This is a genomic window from Sphingorhabdus sp. (assembly GCF_041737645.1).
Taxonomy (GTDB): Bacteria; Pseudomonadota; Alphaproteobacteria; order Sphingomonadales; family Sphingomonadaceae; genus Sphingorhabdus_B.
In genome coordinates this window covers 1-17549 of record NZ_JBGSRI010000054.1, presented here as the reverse complement: position 1 = coordinate 17549, position 17549 = coordinate 1, and the positions used below count along the sequence as shown (strand labels likewise).

The 17549-nt window shown below is 56.1% G+C and carries 15 protein-coding genes; 11 read left to right on the top strand and 4 right to left on the bottom strand.

The features are described from left to right. Positions 1–3: 3 nt before the first annotated feature. The 4 genes from ribA to ACEW72_RS10100 all read right to left on the bottom strand — a co-directional run bounded on the left by ribA (position 4) and on the right by ACEW72_RS10100 (position 5177). Complete coding sequence (gene ribA, locus ACEW72_RS10115; protein WP_373476256.1) at positions 4–1068, bottom strand: GTP cyclohydrolase II; 1065 nt, start codon at positions 1066–1068, stop codon at positions 4–6. Continuing rightward, positions 1065–1871 (bottom strand): exodeoxyribonuclease III, encoded by an 807-nt coding sequence (gene xth / locus ACEW72_RS10110; RefSeq protein WP_373476255.1) that lies wholly within the window; start codon positions 1869–1871, stop codon positions 1065–1067. Before xth ends, ribA begins: the two co-directional genes overlap by 4 nt. Before the next feature lie 298 nt (positions 1872–2169). Continuing rightward, positions 2170–2820, bottom strand: a complete 651-nt coding sequence (locus ACEW72_RS10105) for an outer membrane lipoprotein carrier protein LolA (RefSeq protein WP_373476254.1) — start codon at positions 2818–2820, stop codon at positions 2170–2172. A gap of 38 nt (positions 2821–2858) precedes the next feature. Then, entirely contained in the window at positions 2859–5177 is a 2319-nt protein-coding gene (locus ACEW72_RS10100; protein WP_373476253.1) for a DNA translocase FtsK 4TM domain-containing protein, read from the bottom strand. Positions 5178–5294: 117 nt separating this feature from the next. On the opposite strand from ACEW72_RS10100, the gene ACEW72_RS10095 reads away from it, so the two are divergent. The 11 genes from ACEW72_RS10095 to ACEW72_RS10045 form a co-directional block, all read left to right on the top strand. Beyond that, entirely contained in the window at positions 5295–6518 is a 1224-nt protein-coding gene (locus tag ACEW72_RS10095; protein ID WP_373476252.1) for a UbiH/UbiF/VisC/COQ6 family ubiquinone biosynthesis hydroxylase, read from the top strand. 125 nt (positions 6519–6643) lie between these two features. Then, positions 6644–8002 carry a hemolysin family protein gene (locus tag ACEW72_RS10090; RefSeq protein WP_373476251.1) on the top strand — a complete coding sequence of 453 codons (1359 nt, stop codon included), beginning with the start codon at positions 6644–6646 and terminating at the stop codon, positions 8000–8002. A gap of 65 nt (positions 8003–8067) precedes the next feature. Next, the gene (locus ACEW72_RS10085) at positions 8068–8847 is read left to right on the top strand and encodes a succinate dehydrogenase iron-sulfur subunit (protein WP_373476250.1); all 780 of its coding nucleotides are present in this window, start codon (positions 8068–8070) and stop codon (positions 8845–8847) included. Between the two features lie 14 nt (positions 8848–8861). Continuing rightward, positions 8862–9314 carry a PaaI family thioesterase gene (locus ACEW72_RS10080; RefSeq protein ID WP_373476249.1) on the top strand — a complete coding sequence of 151 codons (453 nt, stop codon included), beginning with the start codon at positions 8862–8864 and terminating at the stop codon, positions 9312–9314. A gap of 18 nt (positions 9315–9332) precedes the next feature. Beyond that, the gene (zapE, locus tag ACEW72_RS10075) at positions 9333–10445 is read left to right on the top strand and encodes a cell division protein ZapE (RefSeq protein WP_373476248.1); all 1113 of its coding nucleotides are present in this window, start codon (positions 9333–9335) and stop codon (positions 10443–10445) included. 55 nt (positions 10446–10500) lie between these two features. Further along, positions 10501–11886 (top strand): M20/M25/M40 family metallo-hydrolase, encoded by a 1386-nt coding sequence (locus tag ACEW72_RS10070; protein WP_373476247.1) that lies wholly within the window; start codon positions 10501–10503, stop codon positions 11884–11886. Between the two features lie 138 nt (positions 11887–12024). Further along, on the top strand, positions 12025–12987 hold the full coding sequence (gene mdh / locus ACEW72_RS10065) for a malate dehydrogenase (protein WP_373476246.1): 963 nt from the start codon (positions 12025–12027) through the stop codon (positions 12985–12987). After that, on the top strand, positions 12984–13505 hold the full coding sequence (locus ACEW72_RS10060) for a hypothetical protein (RefSeq protein WP_373476245.1): 522 nt from the start codon (positions 12984–12986) through the stop codon (positions 13503–13505). Before mdh ends, ACEW72_RS10060 begins: the two co-directional genes overlap by 4 nt. Before the next feature lie 11 nt (positions 13506–13516). Next, entirely contained in the window at positions 13517–14401 is an 885-nt protein-coding gene (sucD, locus tag ACEW72_RS10055) for a succinate--CoA ligase subunit alpha (protein ID WP_373476244.1), read from the top strand. A 38-nt stretch (positions 14402–14439) separates the two neighbouring features. After that, positions 14440–17241, top strand: coding sequence for a 2-oxoglutarate dehydrogenase E1 component (locus ACEW72_RS10050; protein ID WP_373476243.1), 2802 nt, complete (start codon positions 14440–14442; stop codon positions 17239–17241). A gap of 6 nt (positions 17242–17247) precedes the next feature. Further along, positions 17248–17549: biotin/lipoyl-containing protein (locus tag ACEW72_RS10045; protein ID WP_373476242.1), on the top strand; the 302-nt coding region annotated here is incomplete at its 3' end.

The window sequence follows — 17549 nt, the reverse complement described above, 5'->3', positions numbered from 1 at the left end:
AGCCTAAAGTGCGTGGCCGGTCCGGTCCCGTTTCGTATCCAGATAACGGGCATTGTGAGGGTTAGAGGCAATTTTCAACGGAAGCCGTTCGCAAACCACGATACCTTCGGCTTCTAACCCCGCCACTTTTTCCGGATTGTTGGTCAGCAATCGCACTGTAGCAACTCCCAAAAGGTCGAGCATCCGCGCCGCCACCGAAAAATCACGGGCATCTATGGCAAAGCCAAGGCGGACATTGGCATCAACGGTGTCAAATCCCTGATCCTGCAACACATAAGCGCGCAATTTGTTGATCAGGCCAATACCCCGCCCTTCCTGACGCAAATAGAGCAATATGCCCCATTGAGCGTCGGATATATGGTGCAACGCCTCATGCAATTGCGGGCCGCAATCGCATTTCAGGCTTCCGAGAACATCACCTGTCAGACATTCGCTGTGCAAACGGACTATGGGCGGTGAACCGTCACGTTTACCGATCACCAGCGCGACATGATCCGTTGAATCGGCAAGCGACCGGAACGCCACTATTTCGGTATGGGCATTAACCGCAACCGGCAAATTTGCCCGCGCTGCAATCTGCAAATTATCGCTGTCGTCAAAGGCGGCGACGTCGGCTGGCGCGACCACATCATCGGTCGATGCATCGACATCCATAACCAGAAATGCAGGCAGCAGCCCGGCTAACCGCGCCAATTCCATTGCGGCAACACAAGGGGTCGTGTCGGTAACCGCTTTAGCCAAAAAAGGACCCTTCATAGGATAAAGCAGATCAAGCGTCGGGTCGGCAATTGCCAACGCCATGCCCATATCAAGATCCGCAGGGACTGCGATACGCACGGGCAAGTCAGTGTTGGCTGCCGCGCGCTGATTCACAAGCTTGAGCGTCGCTGCCCGGCTTGCCGACAAAAGCAGACTTGAAGCGCCCTGAACCGTAACCGCGGTTTCGATCGCAGCAACGCGAATGATTTGATTGTCATGCGCGATCCGAATGGGCCAGCCGCGTCGTAGAGCATCGATGGCTCGCGCCGCGCGTTTCGGGTCACCAACCGAAGAAGGGTCGATATTCAAAAGGCGAATTCCGTGACAATTGGCGCATGATCCGACGGCTTGCCCCAGCCCCGGACATGCTTATGCACCACATGGGCTTTCGCCTTTGCCGTCAGGTCGGGCGTCACCCACATATGGTCGAGCCGTCGGCCACGGTCCGACGTTTCCCAATCCTGGGCGCGGTAACTCCACCACGTATATAATTTTTGCGAAGGGTCGACAAAATGCCGGGCTATATCGACCCAGTTGCCGGCATCCTTGATAGCCGCCAGATGTTCGCACTCGACCCGTGTATGGCTCACAACATTGACGAGTTGCTTGTGGCTCCATACGTCATTTTCAAAGGGCGCTACGTTAAAATCCCCCGTCAAGATGGTCGGGCCAGTCACGCCCTGCGACCATTCTTTCATCCGGGTCAGAAAATCGAGCTTTTGCCCGAATTTCGGATTGGATTCCAGATCGGGAACTTCGCCGCCCGCCGGGATATAGACATTATCGAGACGGACTCCTCTGGTCGATTCCAGATTCAGTTCCGCACTGATGTGGCGGGCCTCGCCGTTTGCCTGCCAATCTTCGACTTTGCGGTTTATCAACGGCACTTTGCTGACAATCGCCACACCATGGTGCATGGGTTGCCCGTTGATCATCATGTGACGATAACCCAACTGCCGGAAGAGACCTTCCGGAAACAGGCTATCAATGACCTTGGTTTCCTGCAGACATAAAATATCTGGCGCCTCTTCTTTCAAAAAGCGTTCGACAATATCGATCCGGGCGCGAACCGAATTGATATTCCAAGAAGCGATGCGGATTGTCTGTGACATGATGCTAAGGCCCTAGATGCCCGTGCACCAACGGGCAAGCGACTGATGGCAATTAAAGCGAAAAAAGCAAAGCCCTCATCCCGGGGGCATTTGGGATGAGGGCTAAGCTTGCGTTCGTCACGCGGATATCAGCGGTGGCTTAATCGTCGTGGGCAACAGGGGGAAAACCACACGAACTACCGACTGCTGATGGGAAATTTATACAATGACTTTCCTGTCAGCCAGATGAACAAGCCCGTTCAGTCGCACAGCTTGTCTGGACCCAGCATCGCTTCGTCGTCACTTTAGGGTCAGGACCCTAGGATTTACGCCGGACGGGACGGGGGTCCTTCCATGTAAATGCGGAACTTGCGATATTTACGTTATATTTTGTATCGGTGAGTCGGATGGTCGTGCGGTTGTTCTTGGAATCAAGGGCCACCCATCCATTCAAGGTCAGGCCACCCGGTGCACCGGGCCGGCGCACGAAAATCATCGTGATGACGCCAAATTCCGGCCGCTTCGGGTCACGCACTTCGACGCTGGTGACATCGTCGGTCGACGTTTCAACCAATTTTCCATAGCGCCGAAGATCCTGGCCCGGGTCAAGCAGAGCCGCAAGTGGGCTGTTGCGGATCGGCCATCGCTGGACTTGCTTCACCTCATAATCCACAATTGTGAGCGCTTTGCCGTCGCCCACAATCAACAGCGGTACGCCCTTTTGATATTCAAACCGGACATGGCCCGGACGCTTGAGCAGCAACTTGCCCGACAATGTCCCGCCGCGCCGGTCGGTTTGTGTAAAGGTTGACGTCATCGTGGTGACAGCCTTCATATGGGCGACAACCTCGTCCATTTTTGCAGAACTGTTTTGTGCCGAACCCGGCATAGTCAACACCAGCGCGACGGGTGCGAATATCAGTGCGTATTTTCCGAAAGTCATAATCTGGGTTCCATGGGAGAATATCATGCTCTTTGGCAAAAGGGGGTTGAACCCTGTCTTAACATTTATAGCGGCTCGCCGTTCCGGTCGCGCAATACTTCGCGCCGTCCGATATGATTTGGCCCGCTGATAAAGCCATCTTCCTCCATCCGGTCAATCAGCCGCGCAGCGCTGTTATATCCGATCCGCAATTGCCGCTGGATCCAGCTGGTCGATGCCTTTTGGCTTTCAAAGACAATCTGGCACGCCTTGCGATATTGTGAGTCTTCCTCACTATCGTCGGCGCCCATACTGCCAAAGTCGAATCCGCCATCTTCGGGTTCTTCGGTCACCGCCTGGATATATTCAGGCTGCCCTTGCCCGCGCCAATGGTCGGCAACGCGCCGGACTTCATCGTCGGAAACAAAGGGGCCATGGATACGCGTCAAGCCGCGACCGCCCGCCATGTATAGCATATCGCCCTTGCCCAATAGCTGTTCGGCGCCCTGTTCACCCAAAATCGTGCGGCTGTCGATTTTCGATGTTACATGAAACGAAATGCGCGTGGGGAGGTTCGCTTTGATGACGCCGGTGATGACGTCCACCGACGGCCGCTGCGTTGCCATAATCAAGTGGATGCCGGCCGCCCGAGCCTTTTGCGCAAGCCTTTGGATCAGGAATTCAACTTCTTTGCCTGCGGTCATCATCAAATCGGCCAGCTCGTCGACGATGATGACAATTTGCGGCATCGGTTCATACGCCAATTGCTCTTCTTCATATTGGGGTTGGCCCGTCATCGGATCATAGCCGATTTGGACCTTGCGCCCCAAAGGCGCGCCTTTTGCCGAGGCTGCGCGGACTTTTTCATTGAAGTTGGCAAGGTTACGTACGCCCAGTGACGACATCATGCGGTACCGCTCTTCCATCTGTTCCACCGCCCATTTCAGCGCCCGGATGGCCTTGGCAGGTTCGGTTACGACAGGTGAGAGCAAGTGGGGAATATCGTCATAGCTGCTAAGTTCGAGCATTTTCGGATCGATCATGATCATCCGGCACTGATCGGGCGTCAGCCGGTATAACAGTGACAGGATCATACAGTTCAGACCCACCGACTTACCCGAGCCGGTGGTACCGGCGACCAGCAAATGGGGCATCGGCGCAAGATCGGCAATAACGGGGTCGCCGGAAATATTCTTGCCCAACACGATCGGCAGCGCGCCTTTCTGATCGGCAAACGCGCTGGAGCCGACCATTTCCTGAAACACAACGGCCTCGCGATTGGCGTTCGGCAGTTCGATACCCATCACCGTGCGCCCGGGAATCGTTGAAACACGCGCCGAAAGCGCCGACATGTTCCGGGCGATATCCTCTGCAAGTTGCACGACGCGGCTGGATTTAATACCCGCGGCAGGTTCCAGTTCGTACATGGTCACCACCGGCCCGGGCCGCACCGCAACAATCTGGCCCTTTACATGAAAATCGTCGAGCACCGATTCGAGCAATCTGGCATTGGCTTCCAGTGCGGCTTTATCAAGTTTGGGCGCAGACATTGCAGGCGGCGGGTCAAGCAGGTCAAGCGATGGCAAGGCATAGCTGCCAAAAAAATCGCCTTGCCGTGCACCCGTTGAAAAGGCGGCCTTTTTGGGCGCGGCATTGCGGTCGTCAATCACAGGTGGCTTGCGATTTTCCGGTTCTACAGCTTTGCGCGGGGGTTTAGGTTCCAGTATCGGCACAGGTGCATCGCCGTCGATATCGCCGGCAAATTGACTGCCGGATCCGAATTTGGGCATCGAAAGCGCAGGAATGCGGAACAATGGACGTTCAAGCTGGAGCGACCGGATAACCACCGTGATGCCGCCCAATATGGTGGCAACAATTAATACCACCCGGATGAGTGTTCCAAACGAACCCTGAATCTGACCGATCAACGGTGTTATGCCGCTATCAAGCAACAACGCGATTGTACCGCCCCAACCTGCTGGCAAGCCAATATCGCTGCCATGTTGCCAATAGGACATGCCGAACCCCATGATCAGCATCCCCGCGATGCAAAAAATCAACTGGCGTTTCCACTGTGGTTGCGGAACGTCGCGCCACAAACGGCGGGCAAATACCAATAACAAAGGGCACAGGAATATCGACGGCAAACCAAAAAGAAAAAGGGCCGCGTCGCCGACATATGCGCCAGATTGGCCCATCCAGTTATGCTGGACATCTGCCGCTGCACTATTGAAAGCGGCGTCGGCCGGCGAATAGCTTAATACGGACAATCCATAAAATACGGCCAGGAAACCAAGCGCAGCTGCGCCGATCATTGCGCTGCTCCGGATCAGCGAGGCACGCATCATCTGGCGCCAATTGGCCATACTATTTTTGGAAGTAATTTTGGAAATACGCGACGCCATCGAACACTGCTTTACAAGGTTAATACGCCCCCTTTTCGCCTCCGCCGGAGTCCCCGTCAAGCATTACGGTCAAAATCCTCCTTTGAGTCACGCGGCCAAATACGCCATATGTGAATTATGACGCAAAAAGCAGACGTAATCATCATCGGTGGTGGCCTTGTTGGCCTAACGCAGGCACTGGCCCTCGCGAAGCATGGAATCACCACCCATGTTGTCGATCGCGCCGATCCGACTTCTATGCTGGCATCGGGCTTTGATGGCCGGACATCGGCCATTTCCAGTTCAAGCCTGAAAATGTTTGAGGCCATCGGCCTTGCCGATGCGTTGCAAGGAAAAGGCTGTCCGATCAAACAGATATGGGTCAGCGACGGTTTGAAGCCAGGGTCGCTCGACTTTGTGCCCGGTGCCGATGATGGTTATCTTGGGCAAATGTTCGAAAATCGGTTTTTACGACGCACATTGTATGAAGCGGCTCAGGCCAGCGATGCCATTCAACTGCATATGCCTGCAGGAATAGTTGAAAAAACGCGCGATAGCTCGGGCATAACCGTTAAACTCGACAATGGCGCAACAATTTTAGCTGAACTGATAATCGTTGCCGAAGGGCGGCAAAGCATAACCCGCGAAGAAGCCGGGATAAAGATCGTCCATTGGCAATATAGACATAGCGCAATGGTTGGAGCGATATTTCACGAAAAGCCGCATAACAATATTGCCTATGAAATCTTCTACCCTTCGGGCCCGTTCGCGGTGCTGCCCATGCTTGATTGTGCGGATGGACGGCACCGTTCAGCCATCGTCTGGTCCGTCGAAGAGGCCGATGCCCCGGGATATTTGAAGCTGTCGGGCCGTGGCTATGCTGCTGAACTGCGAAAGGCCATGGGTGGAATATTGGGTGAAGTCGAACTGGCCGCGCCGCTTTCCAGCTATAAGCTCGGTTTCCATCACGCCGGTTCGATGACCGCAGAACGGCTCGTGCTGATCGGGGATAGTGCCCACGGTATTCACCCGATTGCCGGTCAAGGATTGAACCTTGGATTGCGCGATGTGGCGGCGTTGACCGAGGTGCTTGTCGACGGGCTTCGGCTGGGGCTTGATCTGGGTGACGCGCAGTTACTGGACCGGTACAGCCGCTGGCGTAGCATCGATACGCTGATGGTGGCGATGTCCACCGACGGTTTAAACCGCCTTTTTTCAGTCCCCGGAAAAACCGCTTCTGCGATACGCCGTACGGGCATGGGCATGGTTCAACGCACCCGCCCTGCAAAAGCCTTTTTCATGGCCGAAGCAAGGGGCGAAAGCGGCGCGTTGCCCAAATTGTTGCAGGGCGTTGCGGTATAAGTTTTAGGGTCAGGACCATTTAGCGTCAGAATGGCCTCAAACCTCGCACGTGCATTTAAGTGGGCGTGACCCTAGCTCTCCGGTTGCCAGAAGCCGCCATTTGCCGCTAAGAGGAAATTCTTTCTATGGAACCCCTTAGTCCCTTTCCCTGGTTCGATGCCGCGACAATATTGGTGCTTATCGGCATCAACGGGATATTCGCGATGTCGGAACTGGCCATCGTTTCGGCCCGCTCTGCTAAGTTGAAGGCTATGGCAGATAGCGGAACGCGGGGGGCTAATACGGCTTTGCGCCTTGCCCGCGACCCCGGAAAATTTCTATCGACGGTCCAAATAGGCATCACCTTGATCGGTATTATCGCAGGCGCCTATTCCGGTTCAACACTGGGTGAGCCCGTTGCACAGCGGCTGGCCTTGAACGGCATTCCGGCAGACTGGGCCGATACTTTGGGATTCGGCATCGTTATTTCGATTACGACTTACGCCTCGCTTGTCGTGGGCGAGCTGGTGCCCAAGCAATTCGCGCTGATAGCGCCAGAAAGAATCGCCGTCATTGTTGCCGGACCCATGGAAATATTGTCCCGTATTACAGCGCCGATCGTGTGGCTGCTTGACCGTTCAAGCGCGTTGATTTTTCGCCTGTTAGGGTTGCGCCGTGACAGCCGGGACGCATTGACCACCGAAGAGCTTCGCATGGTTTTTGCCGAAGCGACCCATGCGGGAATTATTGAAGAGCATGAACATAAGGTCATCGCAGGCGTCGTCCGGTTGGCCGACCGGCCCGTGCGCGAAGTGATGACGCCGCGCACCGATGTTGACCGCATTTCCGCCGACGCGTCGGAAGACGAGGTGCGCGATGTGCTTGTAAATTCTCCACACACCCGCATTCCGGTGACCGGCGAAAATGGCGATGACATTATCGGCGTGGTCCAATCGCGCGATATTGTCGCTGCCCAGATCGGCGGAAAACGTCTCGATTTGCGTGAACTGATGCGAAAGGCGGAGATTGTTCCGGATCAACTGGATGCAATGGATGCGTTGGAAATTTTGCGGTCTTCTGATGTACCGATGCTTTTGGTGCATGATGAATATGGTCATTTTGAAGGGATCGTCACCCCCAATGATCTGCTGGCCGCCATTGCCGGCGAATTCGCTTCGGATCAGGCTCAGGGCAGTGCGCCCAATATCATTACTCTGGATGACGGCTCAATGTTGGTTTCGGGCGCAATGGCCGCAGACGCCATGGCCGAGATTCTGGACATCGACCTGCCCGATGACCGCGATTATGCAACCGCAGCGGGCCATGTCTTACATATTTTGCGTCACCTGCCCGAAGAAGGCGAATCGTTCATCGATCAAGGCTGGCGATTTGAAGTCGTTGATATGGACGGGCGGAAAATCGACAAATTGCGCGTGGCGCTTGCAAAAAAAGCAAGCATAAACGACGCAGTTGAGGGGCTTGTGATTAACCGAATGGCTCTATAACGGACTTCAAGACGTTCAGATTTGTGGGTTCGATTCAGGCCCCGTAGTTTCCACAGGATATAGATATGGCCGATTTCTTTCTTCCCAAGAACAGCAAAGTCCAAAAGGGCACAGTTCACGAAGCAAAAACGAACGGCAAATTGAAGAAATTCAAGGTCTATCGCTATGACCCCGACAGCGGTCAAAATCCGCGGTACGACACATTTGAAGTCGATACCGAACAATGCGGGCCGATGGTGCTTGATGCCTTGATCAAGATGAAGGGCGAACAGGACAGCTCGCTGACATTCCGCCGTTCCTGCCGCGAAGGCATTTGCGGGTCCTGCTCGATGAACATCGATGGTAAAAACGGCCTTGCCTGCACCACGGCCATTGAAGATTGCAAAAGCGAAGTTACCATCACCCCGTTGCCGCATATGGAAGTCATCAAGGATCTCGTCCCCGACTTCACCCATTTTTACGCGCAATATGCGTCGATCAAGCCCTGGCTCCAGACTGTAACCCCCGAACCATCAGGCAAGGAACGGCTGCAATCGCCGGAAGACCGGGCCAAGCTGGATGGTCTGTATGAGTGCATTTTATGCGCTTGCTGTTCGACCAGTTGCCCGTCTTATTGGTGGAATAGCGACAAGTTTCTGGGGCCGGCGATATTGTTGCAGGCCTATCGCTGGTTGGCCGACAGCCGCGATGAAATGACCGGCGAGCGGTTGGATGAACTGGAAGATCCGTTCCGCCTGTATCGTTGCCACACCATCATGAACTGCGCCAATGCCTGCCCCAAGGGCCTGAACCCGGCCAAGGCCATTGCGGAAACCAAAAAAATGGTTGCCGAGCGGCACATCTAAATTCGGGTCATCTTTTGGAAACTCCCGCATTTGATAGCAGCCCTGATCCCGATCATCCGGGCTGGCTAAATTGGCAGATGACCGACGCCTCACGCTATAATGGCACGGTGTTGGGCAAAATGCTGGTCAGAAGCGAAGGAGAGGGTAAGGCCCGCCTTCGTATGTTCCCGGAACACCGGCACAGCAATTTACGCAATGCCGTACACGGGGGCGTCACCCTGGGCTTTATCGATGTCGCCATGTTCGGTGCATCCCGCATGTTCGGCCTGATCGAGGCCGGCGCCGCAGTAACCCTCGATCTTTCGGTGCAGTTCATCGGCGCAGGGGTTATCGGCGAACCACTGGATGCCGAGGTCGAATTGCTGAAAGAAACCGGCCGCTTGTTGTTCATGCGCGGTATCGTGACCCAGGGCAACGACCGTGTCGCCGCGTTTTCAGGGACAATCCGGAAACCCACGCAACGATGATTGTTCGTGGTGAAATGCATGGATAAGGTCAATAACCGCTATGCCGCTTTGGTGGCGGCCAATGAATTGAAGACAGATGCCGATCAGGCAGCCGCCATTCACGCCTTGACCAGAGTCCAGGCCGAACTCGAGGCTGTCCCCCCGCGCGGAAGCACCATTTGGCGCTATTTGGGCAAAAAGCCCGAACCCGTGCGCGGATTATATATGTGGGGCGGCGTCGGGCGCGGCAAGTCGATGTTGATGGATTTGTTTTATGGGTCGGTACAGATCCGCCGCAAAAAACGCGTTCATTTCCATGAATTCATGCTCGACATCCACGCCCGCCTGAAACATGAGCGCGCCAAGGAAGAAGGTGATCCCATCCCTCCGTTGGTCGAAGCTTTGGCGGACGAGGCACGTTTACTGTGTTTTGACGAGATGGTGGTCAACAATATGGCCGACGCGGCGATTATGTCGCGGCTGTTCACCGGCTTGATCGCCGCGGGCGTCACGGTCGTGACGACATCAAACCGGCATCCGGACGACCTGTACAAGGATGGCCTGAACCGTCAGCTCTTTCTGCCCTTTATCGAACTGGTGAAAGACAAGCTCGACATTGTCGCGCTCAATGGTGCGGTCGATTACCGCCGCGATAGGTTGGGTGATGCCAAAACATGGCTCGTTCCCAACGGGGCGGAGGCAACGGCTGCCTTATCCCAAAGCTTTTTCCGTTTGACCGACTATCCGCCCGAAGACCGCGCGCACGTTCCGGCACTTGAACTGGATGTCGGGGTCGGCCGGACGCTCCATGTGCCCAAGGCGTTGAAAGGGGTCGCCGTCTTTTCGTTCAAACGCCTGTGCGCCGAAGCCCGGGGCGCGGCAGATTATCTGGCAATCGCGCGGCGGTTTCACACGGTCATCATGGTGGGCATACCGGTGCTTGGCCCTGAAAACCGGAATGAGGCGGCCCGTTTTGTTACCCTGATCGACGCGCTTTACGAACATCGGGTCAAATTTCTGGCAAGTGCCGATGCCATCCCGGATTCGCTATACCCGCATGGTGACGGACGGTTCGAATTTGACCGAACGGTATCCCGCCTGCTCGAAATGCAATCGGAGGATTATCTGGCAGAAGGCCACGGTCCGCGTTAAGTAAAGGCATAAGCGATTTCGGGCGAAATCAGACAAAGCCTTGAGGGAGAGTGTAATGCTTCGCTATGTATCAATCGCTGCCGCCGCCATGCTGGTCGCAACGGCAGCCCACGGCCAGCCGCAGGACGCAAAACACAAGGCCGAGCGTGACCTGTTTGCCAAAATTGTCGAAATCCCGACTGTCGAGGGGCAGACCGCCGAATTCAAAAAGCTGACGACGTTATTGACAGCGGAATTCCGCAAGGCCGGCATCAACGATGTCGTCGTAAAGGATCATGACAGCACCCAAACGTTGATCGCACGCTGGCCGGCGGAAAAGCCGAGCGGGAAAAAGCCGATCTTATTGATGGCGCATATGGATGTCGTCGCGGCCAAGGAAAGCGACTGGAAATATCCGCCCTTCAAATTCCGCGAAGAGGGCGGCTATTATCTCGGGCGCGGGTCCAATGACAATAAAGCCGGATTGACCGGCATATTGATCGCCCTGCAATATTTGCGGGCGGAAAAATTCCAGACGACCCGTGACATAATCATATTGTTTACAGGCGACGAAGAAACCAGCGGCAATGGTGGCAAGCGCGCGGCGACCGAATGGCGTGCATTGATTGAAGCCGAATATGCGCTGAATAGCGATGCGGGCGGCGGTTCTGTCTTTCCTGACGGCCGGGTGGAAGCATTTGGTATGCAAATTGCCGAAAAAACCTATGCCGATTACAGGGTGAGCGCGGTTAATCGCGGTGGCCATAGTAGCGTACCGCGACCCGACAACGCCATTTATGCCTTGGCAAATGCGTTGGCTGCGCTTGAGCGTCACCGTTTTGAACCGATGATAAACGATGCCACCCGCGCCACTTATACCGCGTTGGCAAAAGGGGATAATGGCCAATATGGCGAGCTGGTTCGCCGCTTTTTAGCTGACCCCAAAGACCGCGAGACCGCCGATTTGCTGGAAGCGATGGACAGCGGCAGCACCCGGACGCGCTGCGTCGCAACCATGTTGTCGGGCGGGCACGCGCCCAATGCCTTGCCGCAAAAGGCCGAAGCCAATGTCAATTGCCGGATTTTTCCGGGCGTAAAGATAGAAGATGTGCGTCAGCAACTGCAGGCGCTTTCCGGCCCGGATGTGACGGTCACAGCCGTTGAAGGTTCACAAACGCCCGAAACATCGCCAACGCCGTTGCGCGACGACATCACCGAGGCCTATCGGGCGGCGGTGGCGACGCGCTTCAAAGATGCTCCGGTCATTCCATTCCAATCAGCAGGGGCAACCGACGGGGCGTTTCTGCGCGCCCAGGGAATTCCGGTTTACGGTTTTGGCGGCCTTTGGGGAATTGTCGGGCAAAGCGAAGGCGCCCACGGCCTTAATGAAAGAGTTTGGACAGAGGGCTTTCACGGCCAGATTCCGATCTGGATGGAGATGTTAAAGCGAGTGGCCGGCTGATGCACGCGCTTTAACGCTATTGCGAACTATTATCGTAAAAAGCCTTAACTTGTCGCCTTTATTGGGTTGTTATCCATAGCGATTCGGCGTAACGCGGCGTCAATTCCGCTACAGGCCTTAAGGGAAGGATCTCGTTTCATGGCTCGCAAAAAAATTGCGCTTATCGGTGCCGGTAATATCGGCGGCACACTTGCCCACCTCGCAGCATATAAAGGCCTTGGCGATGTCGTATTGTTCGACGTTGTTGAAGGCGTTCCGCAAGGCAAGGCACTCGACCTGTCCCAATGCGGCCCGGTTGAAGGTTTCGATTCCAAGATAACCGGCACCAATGATTATGCCGATATCGCAGGCGCAGACGTCATCATCGTCACCGCCGGTGTTGCGCGCAAGCCCGGCATGAGCCGCGATGATTTGCTCGGCATCAATCTGAAGGTCATGAAAGCGGTCGGCGAAGGCATCGCAGCCAACGCGCCAAACGCATTCGTCATTTGCATCACCAACCCGCTCGACGCGATGGTTTGGGCATTACGCGAATTCTCCGGCCTGCCGCACCATATGGTCGTCGGCATGGCAGGAGTCCTCGATTCCAGCCGCTTTAGCCATTTCCTCGCCGAAGAATTCAACGTTTCGGTCACGGATGTCACGTCCTTCGTGCTGGGCGGCCACGGCGACACGATGGTTCCGGTCATTTCTTATTCAACGGTATCGGGCATTCCGGTTCCCGACCTGATCGCGATGGGCATGTCGACGCAGGAACGCATCGACGCGATCGTACAGCGCACACGCAGCGGCGGCGGCGAGATTGTAGCGTTGCTGAAAACCGGCTCGGCCTATTACGCGCCTGCAACCAGCGGCATCACGATGGCCGAAGCCTATCTGTATGACCAGAAGCGCCTCCTTCCCGCCGCTGTCCACCTGACCGGCCAATATGGCGTCGACAATCTGTATGTCGGCGTACCTGTGGTCATCGGTGCAGGCGGCGTCGAGAAGATCGTCGAGATCGCTTTGGATGACGAAGCGAAGGCAAATCTCGCGGTCAGCGTCGATGCGGTGAAGGAACTGCTGGTGGCGTGTAAGGCGATTGATTCGAGCTTGGCGTGAGTTTGCTTTTCGGCATACTGCTGCTCATGGAAGCGTCGTCCGTTGCCCAAAGTGCAGCGGCTGATCCCGACTTGATTGTGCCGAAGCTGTCGGCTGACCTTGAGAACCAAAACAAGTCATCATTGGAAGCAATTTTACAGTATGCTGCGGCGTGCGAAAATTTGTTGAACTCCGCTTCTCCTCAAACCGCCATTCCCGGCGATAGCTGGGCCAAAGAATATGGTGATGATATAGGTTCAATATTTTCCACCAACGGCGCGTTTGTCATTTTTGGACACAACGACCCATCCACTGTTTTGAAAACGTGCGTCGTAGCAACCCGTTCTGACGCAGATTTAGCGTCGGTGGTGGGGGCGCTTGCCAAAAAACATCAAGTCGCGCCACGTCGTATCGCGGAAAAAGATCGACCGAATCCGGAGCTTGAGTGGCTGATTGACGACGACAAGTTGAAGTATTTTGTAGGGCCTACCGTGAATCCAAAATCCGGTCTTGGCATCTTTGTAGCCAAGAAAAAATAGGAACAAAAACAATGTCTATTCTCGTAAACAAAAACACCAAGGTCATCACGCAAGGCATGACCGGCGCGACGGGCACTTTCCATACCGAACAGGCACTTGCCTATGGCACGCAAATGGTCGGCGGGGTTACGCCGGGCAAGGGCGGTTCAACCCATATCGGCCTGCCGATGTTCGATACTGTGCTTGAGGCCAAACAGGCGACTGGCGCAGATGCCAGCGTCGTCTATGTCCCGCCACCCTTTGCCGCGGACTCCATTTTGGAAGCCATTGATGCCGAGATCCCGCTGATCGTGTGCATCACGGAAGGCATTCCGGTGCTGGACATGGTCACCGTCAAGCGCGCGCTTTCCGGTTCCAAATCGCGGCTGATCGGGCCGAACTGCCCCGGCGTGTTAACCCCGAATGAGTGCAAGATCGGCATCATGCCCGGCAGCATTTTTTCAGCGGGTTCGGTCGGCGTTGTTTCCCGGTCGGGCACATTGACCTATGAAGCCGTGTTTCAAACCACCGCCGAAGGGCTTGGCCAAACCACTGCCGTCGGCATCGGTGGCGATCCGGTCAATGGCACCAATTTCATCGATTGTCTGGAGCTATTCCTTGCCGACGACGCGACACAATCGATCATAATGATCGGTGAAATCGGCGGTAGCGCAGAAGAAGAAGCCGCGCAGTTCCTGATCGACGAAGCCAAAAAGGGCCGCAAAAAGCCGATGGCCGGTTTCATCGCCGGACGCTCGGCTCCTCCCGGACGGCGCATGGGCCATGCCGGTGCGATCGTATCAGGCGGCAAGGGCGACGCAGAAAGCAAGATCGCGGCTATGGAAGCAGCGGGCATCCGCATGTCGGCGTCACCTTCTTTACTCGGCAAAACATTGGTCGAAGTACTGAAGGGATAAGCATCCCTGCCGTTTCCCTCCCCAAGGAAGGCATAGATATGGGTCTAGAGAACCAGGATTTTGAAACTGAACGCGGTCCCAGCTGGGAGCGCGCCAACTGGCCATTGTCGGTTACCGATGATTTGACCGCATCGCTCGACCCCACGCAAATGGCGGTCGAGGTGAAGGCAGCGGCGAAAGCGGCTGGCAAGCCAATGGCAGAGGCCGACGCGGTTTCGGCAGCGAGCGATTCGATCCGCGCGATGATGCTGGTGCGAACCTACCGCGTGCGTGGCCATCTGGCGGCGAACCTCGACCCGCTTGGACTTTCAAAACAGGAAATTCCTGCCGACCTGACGCCCGAATATCATGGTTTCTCCGGTGCCGATCTCGAAAAACGGGTTTATGTTGGCGGCACGCTGGGTCTCGAGTGGACGACGGTGCGCGAGCTGGTCGATACGCTGCGTGCCAATTATTGCGGCCCGGTCGGCCTTGAATATATGCACATTGCGGATGTTGAAGAACGTAGATTCCTTCAGGACCGGATGGAAGGCAAGGATGCCGCGATCCAGTTCACGCCCGAAGGCAAGAAAGCCATTCTCGCCAAGGTCATCGAAGCCGAGCAATATGAGAAATTCCTCGGCCGCAAATATGTCGGCACGAAGCGCTTTGGCTTGGACGGCGGCGAATCGATGATCCCTGCGCTTGAGGCAGTCATCAAATATGGCGGGTCGCTCGGCGTGCGCGAGATCGTTTATGGCATGCCGCATCGCGGGCGTTTGAACGTCCTAGCCAATGTGATGGCGAAACCCTATCGTGTGATCTTCCACGAATTTTCCGGCGGCTCATCCAACCCCGACGATGTCGGCGGGTCGGGCGATGTTAAATATCATCTCGGCACCAGCACCGATCGCGAGTTCGATGGCGTCAAGGTGCATATGAGCCTTGTCCCCAACCCTTCGCACCTCGAAGCGGTGAACCCCGTTGTCTTGGGCAAAGTCCGCGCCAACCAGACCGCACGCGATGACCTTGGCAAGCATGAGCAAGTCCTGCCGGTATTGCTCCACGGCGACGCGGCGTTTGCCGGACAAGGCATTGTCTGGGAATGTCTCGGCTTCTCGGGCATCCGAGGCTATAATACCGGCGGATGTTTGCATTTCATTGTGAACAATCAGGTCGGTTTCACCACCAGCCCGCAATTCGCACGATCCTCGCCTTATCCGTCGGACGTTGCCAAGGGCGTTCAGGCTCCGATTTTCCATGTCAACGGCGACGACCCCGAAGCGGTAACCTTTGCCTGCAAGATTGCGATCGAATTCCGCCAGACCTTTCACCGCGATATCGTGATCGACATGTGGTGCTATCGCCGCTTCGGCCATAACGAAGGCGACGAGCCGAGTTTCACCCAGCCATTGATGTACAAGGTCATTAAGACCCATCCTGGCGTCGGCGAACTTTATGCCAGAAGATTGCAGGCCGAAGCTATTATCGACAGCGACTGGGCGAATGAACACACCATGCGCTTTGTTGCGCTGCTTGAGCAGGAATTTGCCGGTGCCGCCGATTACAAGGCGAACGAGGCCGACTGGTTCGGCGGGCGCTGGTCAGGTCTTTCGAAACCAGCCGACCCCGAAAGCGCGCGGCGCAATGTCGAGACCGGCGTGTCGAAGAAATTGTTCGACAGTCTGGGACGCACACTGACCACAGTGCCTGAAGGCCTGAACATCCACCCGACGTTGGGCCGTGTGCTCGATGCCAAAAAGGCGATGTTCGCGAGCGGCGAAAATTTCGACTGGGCGACCGGCGAGGCTCTGGCGTTCGGCGGGTTATTATCCGAAGGCTATGGCGTTCGCCTGTCGGGGCAGGATTCAGGGCGCGGCACGTTCAGCCAGCGGCACGGTGTCTGGGTCGACCAAGGCACCGAGGAAAAGTACGTGCCGCTGTCGACTTTGCCGCACGGCCGCTTCGAGATTCTCGACAGTCCGCTATCCGAATTCGGTGTGCTTGGCTTCGAATATGGCTTTGCCGGGGCCGAGCCGAAAACGCTCGTTTTGTGGGAAGCGCAGTTCGGTGATTTCGTCAACGGCGCTCAGGTCATCATCGACCAGTTTATCGCGGCGGGCGAGGCCAAATGGCTGCGCGCCAATGGTCTGGTGATGCTGTTGCCGCATGGCTATGAAGGGCAAGGCCCTGAACATAGTTCCGCCCGGCTTGAGAGGTTCCTGCAACTGTGTGCCGAGGATAATATCCAGGTCGCAAATTGCACGACGCCCGCCAATTATTTCCACCTGTTGCGTCGCCAGATGGCACGGCCGTTCCGCAAGCCATTGGTGGTGATGACACCGAAATCACTGCTCCGTCACAAAATGGCAGTTTCCAAGGCGGAGGATTTTCAGGGTGAAAGCCATTTCATGCGGATATTGTCCGATCCCGATGCGCCGGCTGACAAGGATGTGAAGCGTCTGGTGCTGTGTTCGGGTAAAGTGGCCTATGACCTGATAGAGGCGCGCAATGCGGCGGGTGACAAGGACACCGCCGTCGTGCGTATCGAACAGCTTTATCCCTTCCCCGGCGAACCGTTGACCGTCCGGTTGAAACGCATGACCAATTTGGAAGAGGTCGTGTGGGCGCAGGAAGAGCCGAAAAATGCGGGAAGCTGGTTTTTCGTTGATCCCTTCATCGAAGAATGTCTTGCCGCTGCAAAATCCCGCCCGAACCGGGCGCGCTATGCAGGGCGCAAGCCAGCCGCTGCGACCGCAACCGGCCTTGCCAAACGCCATCAGGCCGAACAGGCGGCGCTGGTCGCCGATGCCCTTGGTCACAACGTCCGCGCTGAAATCCGCCGTCAGAGAAAAGGCTGATACCCCATGAGCACTGAAGTCAAAGTCCCCGTATTGGGCGAATCCATCACCGAGGCAACGCTTGGCCAGTGGCTGAAAAAGCCGGGCGAGGCGGTCGCCGCCGATGAACCTATTGCCAGCCTTGAAACCGACAAGGTTGCCATAGAAGTGCCTGCCCCGGTTGCCGGGATCATGGGCGCATACAGCGTCGAAGAAGGCGCGACCGTGAATGTCGGCGCGGTGATTGCCTCGATTGAAGAAGGCAGTGGTGCAACGGCCACGCCCGCACCTGCTGCGGCTGCGGCTGCGCCCCAACCGGTTGCCACGGC

Coding starts and splice junctions, on each gene's coding strand:
- ACEW72_RS10105 (WP_373476254.1), bottom strand. CDS start 2,820: ATGATATTCTCCCATGGAACCCAGATTATGACTTTCGGAAAATACGCA.
- ACEW72_RS10095 (WP_373476252.1), top strand. CDS start 5,295: ATGACGCAAAAAGCAGACGTAATCATCATCGGTGGTGGCCTTGTTGGC.
- ACEW72_RS10070 (WP_373476247.1), top strand. CDS start 10,501: ATGCTTCGCTATGTATCAATCGCTGCCGCCGCCATGCTGGTCGCAACG.
- mdh (WP_373476246.1), top strand. CDS start 12,025: ATGGCTCGCAAAAAAATTGCGCTTATCGGTGCCGGTAATATCGGCGGC.
- ACEW72_RS10100 (WP_373476253.1), bottom strand. CDS start 5,177: ATGGCGTCGCGTATTTCCAAAATTACTTCCAAAAATAGTATGGCCAAT.
- ACEW72_RS10085 (WP_373476250.1), top strand. CDS start 8,068: ATGGCCGATTTCTTTCTTCCCAAGAACAGCAAAGTCCAAAAGGGCACA.
- zapE (WP_373476248.1), top strand. CDS start 9,333: ATGGATAAGGTCAATAACCGCTATGCCGCTTTGGTGGCGGCCAATGAA.
- sucD (WP_373476244.1), top strand. CDS start 13,517: ATGTCTATTCTCGTAAACAAAAACACCAAGGTCATCACGCAAGGCATG.
- ACEW72_RS10090 (WP_373476251.1), top strand. CDS start 6,644: ATGGAACCCCTTAGTCCCTTTCCCTGGTTCGATGCCGCGACAATATTG.
- xth (WP_373476255.1), bottom strand. CDS start 1,871: ATGTCACAGACAATCCGCATCGCTTCTTGGAATATCAATTCGGTTCGC.
- ACEW72_RS10050 (WP_373476243.1), top strand. CDS start 14,440: ATGGGTCTAGAGAACCAGGATTTTGAAACTGAACGCGGTCCCAGCTGG.